The organism is Mycobacterium sp. PO1 (genome assembly GCF_017312405.1).
Classification (GTDB): domain Bacteria; phylum Actinomycetota; class Actinomycetes; order Mycobacteriales; family Mycobacteriaceae; genus Mycobacterium.
The window spans coordinates 48,808-63,522 of the sequence record NZ_BLTG01000013.1; the positions used below are offsets into that span (position 1 = coordinate 48,808).

The 14,715-nt window shown below is 68.0% G+C and carries 17 protein-coding genes; 8 read left to right on the top strand and 9 right to left on the bottom strand.

All coding sequences use genetic code 11. The features are described from left to right. Nucleotides 1-45: 45 nt before the first annotated feature. Nucleotides 46-1,284, bottom strand: coding sequence for an EAL domain-containing protein (locus J3476_RS05520; protein ID WP_207065508.1), 1,239 nt, complete (start codon nt 1,282-1,284; stop codon nt 46-48). A gap of 287 nt (nt 1,285-1,571) precedes the next feature. On the opposite strand from J3476_RS05520, the gene J3476_RS05525 reads away from it, so the two are divergent. From J3476_RS05525 to J3476_RS05535, 3 genes are all read left to right on the top strand, one after another. Next, nucleotides 1,572-2,705 (top strand): diguanylate cyclase, encoded by a 1,134-nt coding sequence (locus J3476_RS05525; protein ID WP_207065509.1) that lies wholly within the window; start codon nt 1,572-1,574, stop codon nt 2,703-2,705. Between the two features lie 95 nt (nt 2,706-2,800). After that, nucleotides 2,801-4,603: an acetyl/propionyl/methylcrotonyl-CoA carboxylase subunit alpha gene (locus tag J3476_RS05530; RefSeq protein ID WP_207065510.1), complete on the top strand. Its 1,803-nt coding sequence runs from the start codon at nt 2,801-2,803 to the stop codon at nt 4,601-4,603. A gap of 384 nt (nt 4,604-4,987) precedes the next feature. Beyond that, nucleotides 4,988-5,305 carry a hypothetical protein gene (locus J3476_RS05535; protein ID WP_163673376.1) on the top strand — a complete coding sequence of 106 codons (318 nt, stop codon included), beginning with the start codon at nt 4,988-4,990 and terminating at the stop codon, nt 5,303-5,305. A gap of 115 nt (nt 5,306-5,420) precedes the next feature. Here the strand turns inward: J3476_RS05535 and J3476_RS05540 are convergent, their stop codons facing one another. Further along, the gene (locus J3476_RS05540; protein ID WP_152516103.1) at nt 5,421-5,663 is read right to left on the bottom strand and encodes a hypothetical protein; all 243 of its coding nucleotides are present in this window, start codon (nt 5,661-5,663) and stop codon (nt 5,421-5,423) included. Between the two features lie 123 nt (nt 5,664-5,786). Next, a complete protein-coding gene (locus J3476_RS05545; RefSeq protein WP_207065511.1) occupies nt 5,787-6,302 on the bottom strand; it encodes an NTP transferase domain-containing protein in 516 nt (171 codons plus the stop codon). A 281-nt stretch (nt 6,303-6,583) separates the two neighbouring features. Here J3476_RS05545 and J3476_RS05550 point away from each other — a divergent pair, with 281 nt between their 5' ends. Next, nucleotides 6,584-7,027, top strand: a complete 444-nt coding sequence (locus J3476_RS05550; RefSeq protein ID WP_207065512.1) for an STAS domain-containing protein — start codon at nt 6,584-6,586, stop codon at nt 7,025-7,027. Here J3476_RS05550 and J3476_RS05555 read toward each other — a convergent pair. Together J3476_RS05555 and J3476_RS05560 are read right to left on the bottom strand one after the other, a co-directional pair. Beyond that, on the bottom strand, nt 6,998-7,720 hold the full coding sequence (locus J3476_RS05555) for an RNA polymerase sigma factor SigF (RefSeq protein WP_255728452.1): 723 nt from the start codon (nt 7,718-7,720) through the stop codon (nt 6,998-7,000). The two genes, J3476_RS05550 and J3476_RS05555, sit on opposite strands and share 30 nt — an antisense overlap. Before the next feature lie 62 nt (nt 7,721-7,782). Beyond that, nucleotides 7,783-8,214 carry an ATP-binding protein gene (locus J3476_RS05560; protein WP_163673375.1) on the bottom strand — a complete coding sequence of 144 codons (432 nt, stop codon included), beginning with the start codon at nt 8,212-8,214 and terminating at the stop codon, nt 7,783-7,785. 119 nt (nt 8,215-8,333) lie between these two features. Here J3476_RS05560 and J3476_RS05565 point away from each other — a divergent pair, with 119 nt between their 5' ends. Both J3476_RS05565 and J3476_RS05570 read left to right on the top strand, forming a co-directional pair. Further along, nucleotides 8,334-8,480, top strand: coding sequence for a hypothetical protein (locus J3476_RS05565; protein WP_207065513.1), 147 nt, complete (start codon nt 8,334-8,336; stop codon nt 8,478-8,480). Between the two features lie 225 nt (nt 8,481-8,705). Next, nucleotides 8,706-8,948: a CsbD family protein gene (locus J3476_RS05570; protein WP_207065514.1), complete on the top strand. Its 243-nt coding sequence runs from the start codon at nt 8,706-8,708 to the stop codon at nt 8,946-8,948. A gap of 176 nt (nt 8,949-9,124) precedes the next feature. On the opposite strand, the gene J3476_RS05575 is transcribed toward J3476_RS05570, so the two are convergent. After that, nucleotides 9,125-9,985 (bottom strand): hypothetical protein, encoded by an 861-nt coding sequence (locus J3476_RS05575; RefSeq protein WP_207065515.1) that lies wholly within the window; start codon nt 9,983-9,985, stop codon nt 9,125-9,127. A 209-nt stretch (nt 9,986-10,194) separates the two neighbouring features. Further along, nucleotides 10,195-10,545 carry a hypothetical protein gene (locus J3476_RS05580; protein ID WP_207065516.1) on the bottom strand — a complete coding sequence of 117 codons (351 nt, stop codon included), beginning with the start codon at nt 10,543-10,545 and terminating at the stop codon, nt 10,195-10,197. Nucleotides 10,546-10,644: 99 nt separating this feature from the next. On the opposite strand from J3476_RS05580, the gene J3476_RS05585 reads away from it, so the two are divergent. Further along, nucleotides 10,645-11,205, top strand: coding sequence for a restriction endonuclease (locus J3476_RS05585; protein WP_207065517.1), 561 nt, complete (start codon nt 10,645-10,647; stop codon nt 11,203-11,205). Here J3476_RS05585 and lat read toward each other — a convergent pair. After that, on the bottom strand, nt 11,174-12,517 hold the full coding sequence (gene lat / locus J3476_RS05590; RefSeq protein WP_207065518.1) for an L-lysine 6-transaminase: 1,344 nt from the start codon (nt 12,515-12,517) through the stop codon (nt 11,174-11,176). The genes J3476_RS05585 and lat overlap by 32 nt on opposite strands. Before the next feature lie 49 nt (nt 12,518-12,566). Next, nucleotides 12,567-13,025, bottom strand: coding sequence for an Lrp/AsnC family transcriptional regulator (locus J3476_RS05595; RefSeq protein WP_207065519.1), 459 nt, complete (start codon nt 13,023-13,025; stop codon nt 12,567-12,569). 75 nt (nt 13,026-13,100) lie between these two features. On the opposite strand from J3476_RS05595, the gene J3476_RS05600 reads away from it, so the two are divergent. Then, nucleotides 13,101-14,645: an aldehyde dehydrogenase family protein gene (locus J3476_RS05600; RefSeq protein ID WP_207065520.1), complete on the top strand. Its 1,545-nt coding sequence runs from the start codon at nt 13,101-13,103 to the stop codon at nt 14,643-14,645. Nucleotides 14,646-14,715: the final 70 nt, after the last annotated feature.

Consider the following 14,715-nt stretch of genomic DNA (forward strand, 5'->3'; position numbering starts at 1 on the left):
CGCGCGGAACCGACGGAGGACGACGAGATCCCCCGTGACAGCGACTCAGCCCGGACCCCGCCGATCGGGAAAACGGTCCAGCATGCAGCGCGCCGCCGCGGCCACCCGCGCGCGGTCGAACGTCATCACCATGTCGAATCTCTTCTCCCCGCCCGGCGAGAGTCCCGCGCCCGGCCGCTCGCGGGCCAGCAGGCCGGCCGCCATGTCCGGGCCGAGCACCACCACCCCCCACTCAGCCAGCAGCGGGTCCCCGTCGTCCAGGCTCACCCACTTCACCCCGGGGCACGGGGCTCTCGACGTACCCCCGCCGAGCACTGCGACCAGGGGCGAGCGCTCCGCCAACCCGAGATAGACATCCACAGTGAGGCCGGTGAAGTACTTGGCCTCCTGCACCGCGGCCAGCACGATCGGCGGGCTGTCGGCCACCGACGCCAAATGCTCGATGTGGCGAGACAGCTGCAACACGGTCGGCTTACGCACCGCGCGGGTCATCAATCCCGGTGCCGCCAGGTCGAAGGCCGACGCCTGGGCTGGTAGCGGTGACTGAGCCGTGTGCGCCGGGCGGTAGCTGCTTTGGGGCGGAACGAGCAGGTCACCGGGGCGGCCGAACCGGAACCCCTGCCCCAGCGTCGCGCCGTAGGCCAGGGCCTGCTCCAGATGCTCGTCTGTCTCGATGCCTTCGGCCAGGATCGTCGCGCCCGTGCGCTCGTGGTGGGCGATCACCGCGGCGATCGTGCGGGCCTGCAGCCTGTTGGGCTGATTCTGCACCAACTGCATGTCCAGCTTCAGGATGTCGGGAGCGACCAGATCCAGCAGCGCCAACGAATCGCTGTGCACCCCGATGTCGTCGAGCGCGATCGAATATCCGGCAGCGCGCAGAGCGGCGACCTTGCGAAGCAGAGCGCTCGGATTGGTCAGCAACTCACGTTCGGTCAACTCGAAGACCAGATGGCACTCCTCGGCGGCAGCAGTCACCTTCGCCGCAGCGCCCGGGTCCAGAGCCGCCGTGGTCGGCTCGACATTGATCAACAGCAACATGCCCGAGGCCGCACCGCCCTGCATCGCCGCCTGCGCCGCCGAGCCGACGCAGTGGTGATCCAGCGCGTCGAGCGTCCCGTTGACCCTCGCCCGGGCGAACACGTCGAGCGGACCGACATCCCGCAACCCCGGCCACCGTGCCAAGGCCTCATAGCCGACCACGGTCTCATCGGGAAGCGACACCACGCGCTGGAACTGCGGTTCGACACCCTGGCCCGCAGCGGCGTCGTCAAGCACGCTCGACATCACATTCCCCTCAGTCGAGTGGAACATACAACTTTACGGGAGTGTCCACCGACGCACCGGTGCAACAGTTACGCACTCGGACCCTCCCGTACATCCCCCCGTCACTGATCGCACCGAGGCGCCGTCGACGACACGCGCAGGAGCCTCGCGGCTTTCAGGCTCGGACGAAACGCCGAGCGCGCGGACACGGAGGGCAAATCGGGCTAACCGCGCGGCCGGGTGCACGACCGGGGTTAGGCTCTGTCCATGCTCAGCAAAGCGGCTGAGCAGACGACGACGGGGGTCGGATGCGGTCGATTCTGCGTTGGTGGCGGAGCCCGGATCAATACGACTGGTTGTCGAGCTACATGCATGCCCGCGGTTTCACCCGGCCGGCGCAGATTCTGATGGCCGTGATCGCTGCGTCCGGCGCGCTCGTCCCCGCCAACGCGTTGTGGAGCCCGGCTCCGGCCAACTTCGCACTCCTCATTCCCGCGGCGGTGGTCGCTGGAGTGGCCGGCCTCGGCTACACCGCGCTGTGGCTGACGCGGTGGCCCACCCGCGCGCAGTCCATCGGATTCGCGTCGTTCATCTGCCTGAGCATCGGCCTCGGCAGCTGGGCTTCCGCCGACCCGCAGATCGGCTTGATGGCGTGCGCTGCGCTGGCCGTGTCCGGCGGCTACTTCGCCTTCTTCCACTCCGCTCGGCTGGTCACCGCCAACTTCGTCGTCGCGCTCGCCGTCGCCACCACACACGTCTGGGCGATGGCCACCCACGGCGAGCTGGTGCTGGCGTTGACCATGGTCTTCCTCGTCGTCGAGCTCAACGCCGCCGTCCCGCTGGCCATCCAGATCATGGTGCACGCGCTGGGGATCGACCTCATCAAATCCGATCGTGACCCGCTCACCGGCCTGCTGAACCGGCGTTCATTCCAGCGTGCCGTCGTCGCAACCGTTCTCGACGGTCACCGTGCCGGACGTTATCTGGCCTTCGGAATGATCGACCTGGACCGGTTCAAGGCGCTCAACGACACCCTCGGCCACGACGCCGGCGACGACGCCCTGGTCGAGGTCGGCCGCGCCCTGGGCGCGACGCTGCCGTCGTCGGCGATCGTGGGGCGGGTCGGCGGTGAGGAGTTCCTGGTCGCCGACATCATCACCTCACCGGTTGCGGAGACCCTCGGCGAACAGGCCCGCGCGGCCGTCACCACGACCCGCTACGGACTGACCGCCAGCGTCGGTACTGCCGCCGTCGACGTCACCTCGCTGAACACCGCCACCATCGTCGATTCGCTGCACTGGCTCACCGTGCAATCCGACGTCGCGATGTACACCGCCAAACGCGCCGGCGGTAACCGGGTGCACCACCACGGTCCGCTGCAGACCCACCGGGCAGCCTCCGACGTCGAACGCGAAGACGGCCGCAACGTTACCGGCGGGTAAGGGACCGGCTCGCCGACACTCAAGGTGGGCCGCATAAACTGCCCGGGATATCGTCTTTAGGAAGCTCTTAAAAAATCGTGTCAACAGGAGGCGCTGTGGCCAGTCACGCCAGCTCGAAGATCTCCAAGGTGCTCATCGCCAACCGCGGAGAGATCGCCGTCCGAGTCATCCGCGCAGCACGGGATGCCGGGCTGCAGAGCGTGGCGGTCTACGCCGAACCCGACGCCGACGCACCCCACGTCCGGCTCGCCGACGAGGCGTTCGCACTGGGCGGGCAGACCTCCGCGGAGTCCTACCTGGTGTTCGAGAAGCTGCTCGACGCCGCCGCCAAGTCCGGCGCCAACGCCGTGCACCCCGGCTACGGATTCCTGAGCGAGAACGCCGACTTCGCCCAGGCCGTGCTCGACGCCGGGCTGATCTGGATCGGCCCCAGCCCGCAGTCCATCCGCGACCTCGGCGACAAGGTCACCGCCCGTCACATCGCCGCGCGCGCCGAGGCCCCGCTGGTGCCCGGCACCCCCGACCCGGTCAAGGACGCCAACGAGGTCGTCGAGTTCGCCAAGGAGTACGGCGTCCCCGTCGCGATCAAGGCCGCGTTCGGCGGCGGCGGGCGCGGCATGAAGGTGGCCCGCACCATCGAGGAGATCCCCGAGCTGTTCGACTCGGCCACCCGCGAGGCCGTCGCCGCGTTCGGCCGCGGCGAGTGCTTCGTCGAGCGCTACCTGGACAAGCCGCGCCACGTCGAAGCCCAGGTCATCGCCGACATGCACGGCAACGTCGTCGTCGCGGGCACCCGCGACTGCTCGCTGCAGCGCCGCTTCCAGAAGCTGGTCGAGGAGGCCCCGGCGCCGTTCCTGACCGACGCGCAGCGCAAGGAGATCCACGAGTCCGCCAAGCGGATCTGCAAGGAGGCCGGCTACTACGGCGCCGGCACCGTCGAATACCTGGTCGGCCAGGACGGCCTGATCAGCTTCCTCGAGGTCAACACCCGCCTGCAGGTCGAGCATCCCGTCACCGAGGAGACCTCCGGCATCGACCTGGTGCTGCAGCAGTTCAAGATCGCCAACGGCGAGCCGCTGTCCATCACCGAGGACCCGACCCCGCGCGGGCACTCCATCGAGTTCCGCATCAACGGCGAGGACGCCGGCCGCGGCTTCCTGCCCGCCCCCGGACCCGTCACCCGCTACGACATCCCGACCGGCCCCGGCGTGCGGCTGGACTCCGGTGTGGAAGCCGGCTCGGTGATCGGCGGCCAGTTCGACTCGATGCTGTCCAAGCTGATCGTCTCCGGCGCCACCCGCGAGGAGGCGCTGGCCCGCTCGCGGCGCGCACTGGACGAATTCGTCGTCGAGGGCCTCGCCACCGTCATCCCGTTCCACCGCGCGGTGGTCTCCGATCCTGCCTTCATCGGTGACGGCACCAAGTTCGACGTGCACACCCGCTGGATCGAAACCGAGTGGGACAACACCATCGAGCCGTTCACCGGTGGCGACCCGATCGAAGAGGAAGACACCCTGCCGCGCCAGACCGTCGTCGTCGAGGTCGGTGGGCGTCGCCTCGAGGTGTCGCTGCCCGGTGACCTGGCGCTCGGTGGGGGCGGCGGCGCCCCGGCCTCCGGGGTCATCCGCAAGAAGCCCAAGGCCCGCAAGCGCGGTGGTGCCGGCGGGGCCGCGGCCTCCGGCGACTCGGTGACCGCGCCCATGCAGGGCACCGTCGTCAAGGTCGCGGTCGAAGAGGGCCAGACCGTGGCCGCCGGCGAGCTGGTGGTGGTGCTCGAGGCGATGAAGATGGAGAACCCCGTCACCGCTCACAAGGACGGCGTCATCACCGGCCTGAACGCCGAGCCGGGCTCCGCCATCACCCAGGGCACCGTGATCTGCGAGATCAAGGGCGACTAGTCTTTCCCGCTTTGTGAGTGCGCGAGCGCGCGCGTCTGCACACGACACTCCGTCGTTTTTCGTGCAGGTGCGTGCGCTCGCCGCGTTTGCGGGCCGGTTCACCGGTCGGGCATGCAGTGCGCCGCTCGATGATTAGCTGTACTGCCTATGCGGGTATGGCTAGGCTACGCTGGGCGGGCACAGCGCCGGCACCGCGCATCCCGCGAAGCTGGCAATTTGCACTTTCGTGAATTACTTCCCCTCACCCGGCCTCCTCGTATATGGTTTGCTCACGTTGCGGTCAGAGGTTTGCTGAGCGGACCCGACTCAACAGTGGACCGAGGGGTGGAACGGCCCCGCTGCCTGCATGGGCAGCGGGGCCGATCCCTGTGCGAAGCTGTGCGGGTGGAGCCCATCGAAATCAATGCCGGCGCCTGGTACCTGCGCGCATTGCGTGCCGACGACCGCGTCGACGACCGCCCGGCCCTGGCCGACATGGGCCAGCACGACGCCGAGCACGTCGCCCGCCGCACGACACAGTGGGAGACGGACACGCTGTACTCCTGGGCGGTCTGCGAACCGACCACCGGCGAACTGCTCGCCGAGGTCACCCTCGATCCGGCCAGCGGCAACATCGGGCTGCAGGCGCGCCGCGGTCACGCGCAGGCCGCACAGACCGGGGCCGATGCGGTCCGCCGGTTCGCCGACGCCATGCTCGGCTGACGCTGCGAATCCGGCGCGCGGAGGCACCCGCACGCAGCCGTAGCGCGGTTACCCCTGCGAATCTGGCGCGCTAGGGCACCCTCACGGTGCCGTAGCGCGCCCGATTCGCCGGGATTCAGCGGCTCTGGTGCACCGTGGTGTCGGTGTGCGGCCCGGTCGCCTGCGAGGGCCAGTAGTAGTAGCCCCAGTGCGGGTACATCATCGTCTGATGGGCGTAGGTGTCCGGCGTGGCGACCATGCTGCCGTCGTCGTTGACGGTCATCGACGCGCTCGCCGTGCCGGCCAGGCCGAGCGCGGCACCGCCGATGATTCCGGCGGAGACGAGGGGCAGAGCGATCAGCTGGATGATGCGGTTCATGTCGATCTCCTTGTGGTGGTGGGTGTTTCGCTGAGACAACTCTCTCCCACCACGGCCGCCCCGTCTGTCGGCGGATCAGACGGCGCAGAGGATGAATCGGCGTTCCCCCGATCGGGGGAAGACTCAGCTGACGTCGACGTCGCGACCAGTGGCGAGGTCGGCGCAGTCCACGAGCACGACGTCGTCGCGGGCCCGCAGGAACGGTCCTGCCCCCTGGTCCCCGTGCAGGTTGTCCAGCAGAGCGGGCCAGTACTCGCGGGCGAAAACCACCGGATGGCCGGGCCGATCCCCGTAGACCGCGCGGGCCAGACCTGTCGATTGCGCCGCAGCCAGCACCCGGCGCACCACCGCCGCGCCGATGTCGGGCGTGTCCACCGTCGTCAGCACCGCATACCGCGCAGTCTCGGGAAGCGCGGCCAGGCCGGCGCGCACCGAGGCGCTCAGCCCGTCAGCCCAGTCACCAGCGACGACGCCGCGAGCCGGCGGGGGAACGTCGACCACCGCGGCCCCCAGCACCACCACGACGTCCCCGCAGCCACCTTCATGTAACGCTGCGACGCCCGCACGCAGCCACGATCCTCCCCCGGCCAGCACCTTCGGCTTTCCGTAGCGGGTTCCAGCCCCCGCGGCCAGTAACACGCCTGCAGCCGAAAACTGTTGTTGCTCCGCCTTTTTCGTAGGGCACCTCCGCGCCGGTGACGACTGTGTGAATGCGACCCTGAACGTTTGTTAATAAGCTCTCACGATCATTGTCCAAGATCGACCAAAGGGCGTATCGTTCAAATCGAGGTTGATCAAGACAGCCTCCCAGCGTCATCGTCAACAGGGGCGAGAATCTGACCGCTCCTGTTACCGGCTTTTAGAAATAGGGCCCAAGCCTTGGCGTGAACACACAGAGAAAACGACTGATGGAGTTCACCATGCCTCACGTGCCCACCCACGACACGAACACTGCACTTGCGGCCACTGACCTGCAGGTCAGCCACACCGCGCAGTTCCAGACCACCTGGCCGCAGGACGGCACAGCGGTCGTCGCCGCCTTCGGCGAACTCGACGCAGCCAACGGCGCGGAGTTCGTCGCCTACGCGATGGCCCAGGCCGAGCGCGCCCAGCACCTGGTCATCGACCTGACGGGCCTGACGTTCTTCGCCACCGCAGGCTTCACCGCACTGCACACCCTCAACGTGCAGACCGTCGGGCAGGAAGTCCGCTGGGCGGTGGCGTCCGGGGGGTCGGTGCAGCGTGTGCTGCGCATCTGCGATCCGGACGCGACATTGCCCGTCTTCGTCGACGTCGACGACGCACTGCACGCCGTCCACCAGGATCCGCCCCCGCTACTCCATCTGGTCACGGAGTCGCGCTAGCGACTTCGCGAGCAGGCGGGACACGTGCATCTGCGAGATGCCGACCCGCTCGGCGATCTGCGTCTGCGTCATCGACTCGAAGAACCGCAGTACCAGCACGGTGCGCTCACGCTCGGGCAAGCTCTCGAGCAGCGGCCGTAGCGCCTCGCGGTTCTCGATCTGATCCAGGCTGTTGTCGACGTCGCCGAGCGTGTCGGCGATCGCGGGAGCGTCCTCGTTTCCGCTGCCACCACTGTCGATCGACAGCGTGTTGTACGAGCTGCCCGCGACCAGGCCCTCGATGACCTCGTCACGATCCATCTCGAGCTCAGCTGCCAACTCCGACGCCGTCGGGGCGCGGCCCAGGCGCTGCGACAGGTCCGCGGTGGCCGAACCCAACCGCAGGTGAAGTTCCTTCAGGCGGCGCGGAACCTTCACCGACCAGCTGTTGTCCCGGAAGTGTCGGCGGACCTCGCCCATGATGGTGGGCACCGCGAACGACACGAAGTCCGAGCCGGCCGTCACGTCGAAGCGGATGACCGCGTTGACCAGACCTACGCGCGCAACCTGAACAAGATCGTCGCGTGGTTCACCGCGGCCGTCGAACCGCCGGGCGATGTGATCGGCCAGAGGGAGGCACCGCTCGACGATGCGGTCACGCTGGCGCTGGAACTTTGCCGAGTCCGCATCGAGCTCAGCCAACTCGCGGAACATGTCGGCAACGTCGGCATATTCAGAGCTCGGCCGTGAGGACGAACCCCTGGACGACGACCGCGTCACTGCAAGGAACTCGCTCGTCGCGTCATCATCGAGATCCCGAACACCTGCCCGTCGGGCGACGATCCGTTGGTGAACGTGTTGACCTCGTCGGTCAACGACGTCAGCACATGCCAGCTGAAGCTGCCCGGCGCAAGGATGTCGGAGCTCTCACAGGTGGTCGAGGCGTGCACGCACAGCGCTTCGGGCTGCGGGTCGACGACGACCAACAGGGTCGAGTTGGGCACCGCAGACCGGACCAGCCGGGTACACGCCTCGTCGACGGCCAGCCGCAGATCGGCCACCGCGTCGAAATCGAGGTCCTCGAACGTGCCGACCGCGGCGACGAGGGTGCGCAGGACGGCCAGATTCTCCAGCGAAGCCGCCACTCGCAGCTCGACCGCTTGTGGACTGTGCGAGTGTCCGTTGCTGCGGCTCACTACATCAGCCATCTGACCTCCCGGAAACTTGCCAGCGAGACTACCCCAGGCCGAACCCTTCCCGGTCATGGGCACTCCTGCGCGTGGCTGATGGACGTTACGGTCCCCGTAGGCTGGGGTAACCCCATGTCATGGACGCAAAACGCACGGAAGAGCCCGGCTCCAGGCGGTTGCGACGCGTTCTGGTAGTAGCCGGATCGACGCTGGCGGCCCTGATCTTGGTGGCGGTGGCGGTTTACGCCGTGGCGTTCTTGATGCTGGCACCGATGATGCAGTGACGGCGCTCTGTGAATGCTGGACATGGTGACAGATCAGTACCCCCTGCTCCTCAGAAGCCAAACACCCGTCAACGGCGTGTTTTACCGCCGTGATGGCGTTGTCACGGAATGGTTTTCACTGCGATCCAGATCACTCGTTTGGGCGCGTGGGGCACCGGGAAGACTCGGACTGAGCTCAAGAAGCGGGCCAAGAACGACCTGTCCACACAACAGCGGAGGGTGAACATGGCTGACGACAAGAACAACAGCGGTCCCGAAGAGGGCATCAAGGGCGTCGTCGAAGACGTCAAGGGCAAGGCCAAGGAAGCGGTCGGTACCGTCACCGGTCGCAACGACATGGTCGACGAGGGCAAGGCCCAGCAGGACAAGGCCGACGCTCAGCGTGACGCCGCCAAGAAGGAAGCAGAGGCCGAAGCGGCCCGCTCCGGCGCCGACGCCGCTGAGAAGCGTCAAGAGTCCAACCAGTAAGAGCTTCGCATCGAGGGGCCCGGCCGATCGGCCGGGTCCTTCGCTGTGTGTGTGGCCGGCGCCGAGCGAGGCTGGGTTGACGTGCGGGGCTGGGTTCGCGTGCGGGGCAGCGTTGCCTGCGCCGCCGAACGCCGCCGAGCATTGAAATTGCCGTCAAGGCTGTGGATCGCGCCTACTTACGACCGCCTGAGCAATCTCGGTGTGTATCCGCGCCGCTGAAAAGCTTGCCGCACGCGGAACTTGATGAACTCGGCGCTGTGCTCGTTCACGACCCGGATGTCATGCCATCCCTGCTGCTCGACGAACTCGGCTCGCCCGATGTCATAGACGTACGTCGGGCGATCGTCACTGTGATGGCTGCCTTCGTAGTCCAGGCCGATCATCGGTTCGTCGTAGCCCATGTCCAGGTAGGCCACGGTCGACCCGTCGGTCACTTTGATCTGGGTCCGCACAGGGTCGAGCCATTCGTCGACCAGGATCAGTCGCAGTCGCGTCTCCCTGGGCGATTGCGCACCGGCGTCCATCAGGCCCAGTGCAGTGGCGGCCCTGCGGGTACCCCGCGCCCCGGGGTATCGCTGCACCAGAGCCAGCACGTCGACGGCCTTCACACCCGTCGCTTGCGCGAGCGCATCGAGATCGGCCACGGCCTCGTTGCGTGGCCGATGCCGAGCGAGATCGAACGCGGTTCGCTGCACGGTGGTCACCAGCAGGCAACCGACCTGTGTGACCTCGTCACCGTCGAGCCTCTCGTTGCGAACGATGATGCCGGGCGGAGGTCGTCCGCACCGATAGATCATCTCGATAGGGGTCTGTCGGTCGACCCAACGGGCTCCATGCAGGGCGGCTGCCGCGCGTCCCGCGATCACTCCGTTGCGGCCCGACCACAGCCACGCTCCGAGGGTGCGGTCGCGCAGGGACGGACTGATTGCGGCCGGGACATAGACGCCGGGGAACAACCGGCGATAGTTCCAGCGCAACGCCGCACGGGTGAGCCCGCCGCCGGCCAACGCCTCACTGCCGATGAACACCCTTCGCATGAGGCGATGCTCATTGGCAGCCCCGACACAGTGGCGCGTCTAACGCCCACATTGCGGCCAGGGCTGTGGACAACCGAAGAACGCAACCCTCAGCGCAATGTCGCGAACAAGGTGCGGCGGGTGCCCGCTTCAGCGTGCCGCGCCGAACAAGCTGCTGCGGGTGCCCGCGTCAGCGCAATGTCGCGAACAAGGTGCGGCGGGTGCCCGCTTCAGCGTGCCGCGCCGAACAGCCCGAGGACCGCCAGCGCCAGCAGCAACCAGGCCGCACCCAGCCACGCCCACCAGGCGAACTCCTCTCGCCGCACCCGCATCAGCCGCGCCAACGAGAACACTCCGCCCGCGGCGAGGATGACCGGCGCCCCGAGCGTGAGCGCCGTGCGCTGCGGCACGCCGCAGGCCAGCGGGTCCGCGACCGCTCCGGTGCACGTCCCGAGCCACAACCCGGCCAGGACGAAAAACACCAGCCCCGCAGCGGCGAAGCCCAGGCCCGTCCGCAAAGCATCCCGGACCCCGGTGTCGCCGTCGATGCTGCGATGCCCATGCTGGGACAGGTCGGTCATGGCCTGGCTCTTTCGTGTCGTACAACTGTGGAACCAGAAGTTCCCGGACACCCCGCCCGGTAAACCGGGTCTGTCGGGGTCGCGGCCTACGATGCGCGCGTGACGAGGCTGCGGTGGACGGTGCTGCTGGCGCTCGGCGTGGCCGCCGCCGTCACCGCCTACCTGGCCGGCGCGTCACCGCTGTGGAGCGTGGCCGCCGGGCTGCTCGCGATGGCCGCGCCCAGCTTTCTCATCGCCACCGTGGTGGGTGCCGCCACCCCCGGTCACCGGGAGCGCGATCGCGCCGATGCCATGTCCGGCACCGAGTTCGAGGATTACGTCGCGCACATCGCGCGCTCGGCCGGGGTGCCGGTGATCATGACGTCGATCAGCGGGGACTGGGGTGTCGACCTGATCGTCGGGCATCGCCCCAATCGGCTTGCCGTGCAGTGCAAACGGTACTCACGCCCGGTCGGCGCCAGCGCCGTGCAGGAGGTCGTCGCCGGTGCCGCGATGCAGGACTGCACCCGCACTATGGTCGTCACCAACCACGAATTCACCCCGGCGGCACGCAAACTGGCCGAACGTCACGGCTGCGAGCTCGTCAGTGGCGCGGAGCTGGCGGCGCTGCGGACGACGATCCGCCGGCTCACCCGGCCGAGTGAACCGACATCGACCTGAGCACCGCCCGCACCGCCTCGACCGCAGCGTCCAGCTCGTCGTGCGACACGGTCAACGCCGGCCGGAACCGGACACTGTCGGCTCCACATCCGAGCATGATCACCCCCCGCCGCCACAGACCGTCGATCAGCGCGTCGCGCTGCGCGGCGTCGGGCATGCTGAACGCACACATCAGGCCGCGGCCGCGCACGTCGCGCACCAGGTCGGGAAAATGCTCCTCGAGGTCCTGTAGCCATTCGATCAAGTAGCGGCCCCGCTCGGCGGCCTGCTCGAACAACCCGTCTGCCTCGATGACCTCCAGGATTCGGCGCGACCGCACCATGTCGGCCAGGTTGCCACCCCAGGTCGAGTTGATCCGCGAGCTGACGGTGAAGACGTTGTCGGCCACCTCGTCGGTGCGCCCGCCCGCCATGACGCCGCACACCTGCGTCTTCTTGCCGAACGCGACCACGTCGGGGGTGACACCCAATTGCTGATAGGCCCAGGCGGTTCCGGTGATGCCGCATCCGGTCTGCACCTCGTCGAAGATCAGCAGCGCGTCGAACTCGTCACACAGGCGGCGCATCGCGGCGAAGAACTGCGGCCGGAAATGGCGGTCGCCGCCCTCGCCCTGGATCGGTTCGGCGATGAAGCAGGCGACATCATGCGGGTTCGCCTCGAAGGCGGCGCGGGCTTGCCGCAGCGAGTCGGCTTCCAGCGCAGCCATGGCGTCGTCGTCGAAACCGGGCCGGACATAGGGCGCATCGATGCGCGGCCAGTCGAACTTCGGGAAGCGGGCCACCTTGTTCGGATCGGTGTTGGTCAGCGACATGGTGTAGCCGCTTCGACCGTGGAAGGCTCCGCGCAGGTGAAGCACCTTGGTACCCAACGCCGGATCGATCCCGCGACTCTCGTTGAGCCGGCTCTTCCAGTCGAACGCGACCTTCAACGCGTTCTCGACGGCCAGCGCTCCCCCGTCGACGAAGAACAGGTGCGGCAGCGCCGGATCACCCAGCACGCGGGCGAACGTGTCGACGAAACGCGCCATCGGAATGCTGTAGACGTCGGAGTTGCTGGGCTTGTTCAACGCGGCGGCGATGAGCTCGGCACGGAACTGCTCGTCATCGGCCAGGCCCGGATGGTTCATCCCCAACGCCGACGACGCGAAGAACGTGAACATGTCCAGGAAGCTGCGTCCGGTGCGCGCGTCGACGAGGCGTGAACCGCGCGACCGATTGAGGTCGAGAACCAGATCCAGGCCGTCGGCGAGGATGCTGCGGGACAGAACGGGGCGGACATCGGCCGGAACCAGCGCAGGAAGGACGGCAGTCATTCCGCCATGATACCGCTTATATTCCTGCCATATCGCTTCAAGACCGCAACTAATCCGGGACGTATCGCCTTTCACTGTAAAACTTCTGTAGGATGATCGTGCTGCGCGTCTTCACGTCGGCGGCGGTACGGATGCGCTGCAGCAGCGCCTCCAACGCGCGCGCCGAAGCGACGTGCACCAGCAGCACATAGTTGTCCTCGCCGGCCACCGAGTAGCACGCCTCGATTTCAGGGATGTGTTCCAGTCGGGCGGGGGCATCATCGGGTTGAGAGGGATCGAGAGGGGTGATCGCGACGAACGCCGACAGCATGGCGCCCACCGCCTCGGGGTTGATGCGCGCGGTGTATCCGGCCACCACCCCACGCGATTCCAGCCGTCGCACCCGCGCCTGCACCGCCGAGACCGACAACCCCGCCGTGGCCGCCAGATGCGCCAACGTCGCGCGACCATCGGCCACCAACTCCCGGACCAGCGTGCGGTCGATCTCGTCGAGTTCGCCGTCGCTCATGGCCGCACTGTATCCGAGCGCCACACGGACCCGCGCCGACAAGCACCATCACACCGAACAGAAAGCCAGCCACCCATGAGCACCGCCGTGTCCACCGCCCTGCCCACCGCCGACGACCTGCGCTCACGCGTCCGCGACGCCCTGGCTTCCGTCGGCGCGACGGTCGAACTCGGCAGCCCCAACGATGGCGGCCTGCCCGCGAGCACCGCGATCACCGGAGACGTGCTGTTCACCGTGCCCGAATCGACGCCCGCCGACGCTGACACGGCGATCGGCCAAGCAGCGGAAGCGTTTTCGGCGTGGCGGGTGACCCCGGCGCCGGTGCGCGGAGCGCTGGTGGCCCGGCTCGGGGCGCTGCTCGTGGAACACAAGGCCGCGCTGGCGGCCCTGGTCACCATCGAAGCCGGCAAGATCACCTCCGAAGCCGCCGGCGAGGTCCAGGAGATGATCGACATCTGCGAATTCGCCGTCGGCCTGTCGCGCCAGCTGTACGGAAAGACGATCGCCTCCGAGCGACCCGGGCACCGGCTGATGGAAACCTGGCATCCGCTCGGCGTCGTCGGCGTCATCACCGCCTTCAACTTTCCGGTGGCGGTGTGGGCATGGAACACCGCCGTGGCGCTGGTGTGCGGGGACACCGTGGTGTGGAAGCCTTCTGAGCTCACTCCGCTGACCGCGCTGGCCTGTCAGGCGCTGCTCGAGCAGGCTTGCGCCGACGTCGGCGCACCCGCCGGCGTGAGCCGGTTGATCCTGGGCGGTCGCGAGGTCGGCGAGCGCCTGATCGACGACCCCCGGGTCGCGCTGGTGAGCGCGACCGGATCGGTACGTATGGGTAAGCAGGTCGGCCCCCGGGTCGCCGAACGCTTCGGCAAGGTCCTGCTCGAACTGGGCGGCAACAACGCCGCGATCGTGACCCCGGCCGCCGATCTGGACCTCGCCGTGCGCGGCATCGTGTTCTCCGCCGCCGGAACCGCGGGACAGCGATGCACGACGCTGCGCCGACTGATCGTGCACTCGTCGGTTGCCGATGACCTGGTGTCGAGGATCGTGGCGGCGTACCGGCAGCTGCCGGTGGGTGATCCGTTCGCCTCGGACACCCTGGTGGGGCCGCTGATCCACGAGACCGCCTACCGCGACATGGTGGGCGCGCTGCAGCAGGCACGTGACGAAGGCGGCGAGGTGACCGGCGGGGAGCGTGTCGACACCGGCGCCTCCGAGGCCTTCTATGTCGAACCCGCCGTGGTGCGGATGCCCGAACAGACCGCCATCGTGCACACCGAGACGTTCGCGCCGATCCTCTACGTGCTGACCTATGACACGCTCGACGAGGCGATCGCGCTGAACAACGCGGTGCCGCAGGGGTTGTCGTCGTCGATCTTCACCACCGATGTGCGCGAGGCGGAGCGGTTCCTGGCTGCCGACGGTTCGGACTGCGGCATCGCCAACGTGAACATCGGCACGTCAGGCGCGGAGATCGGCGGAGCTTTCGGCGGCGAGAAGCAGACCGGCGGCGGTCGCGAATCCGGATCGGATGCGTGGAAGGCCTACATGCGACGCGCGACGAACACGGTCAACTACTCTTCGGAGCTGCCGCTGGCCCAGGGTGTGCATTTCGGCTGACCGGCACTCCCTGCCCCGCGAGCGTGTGAGTCTGCACGACGACACGCCGCTCCACGCTGTGATTCTCCGC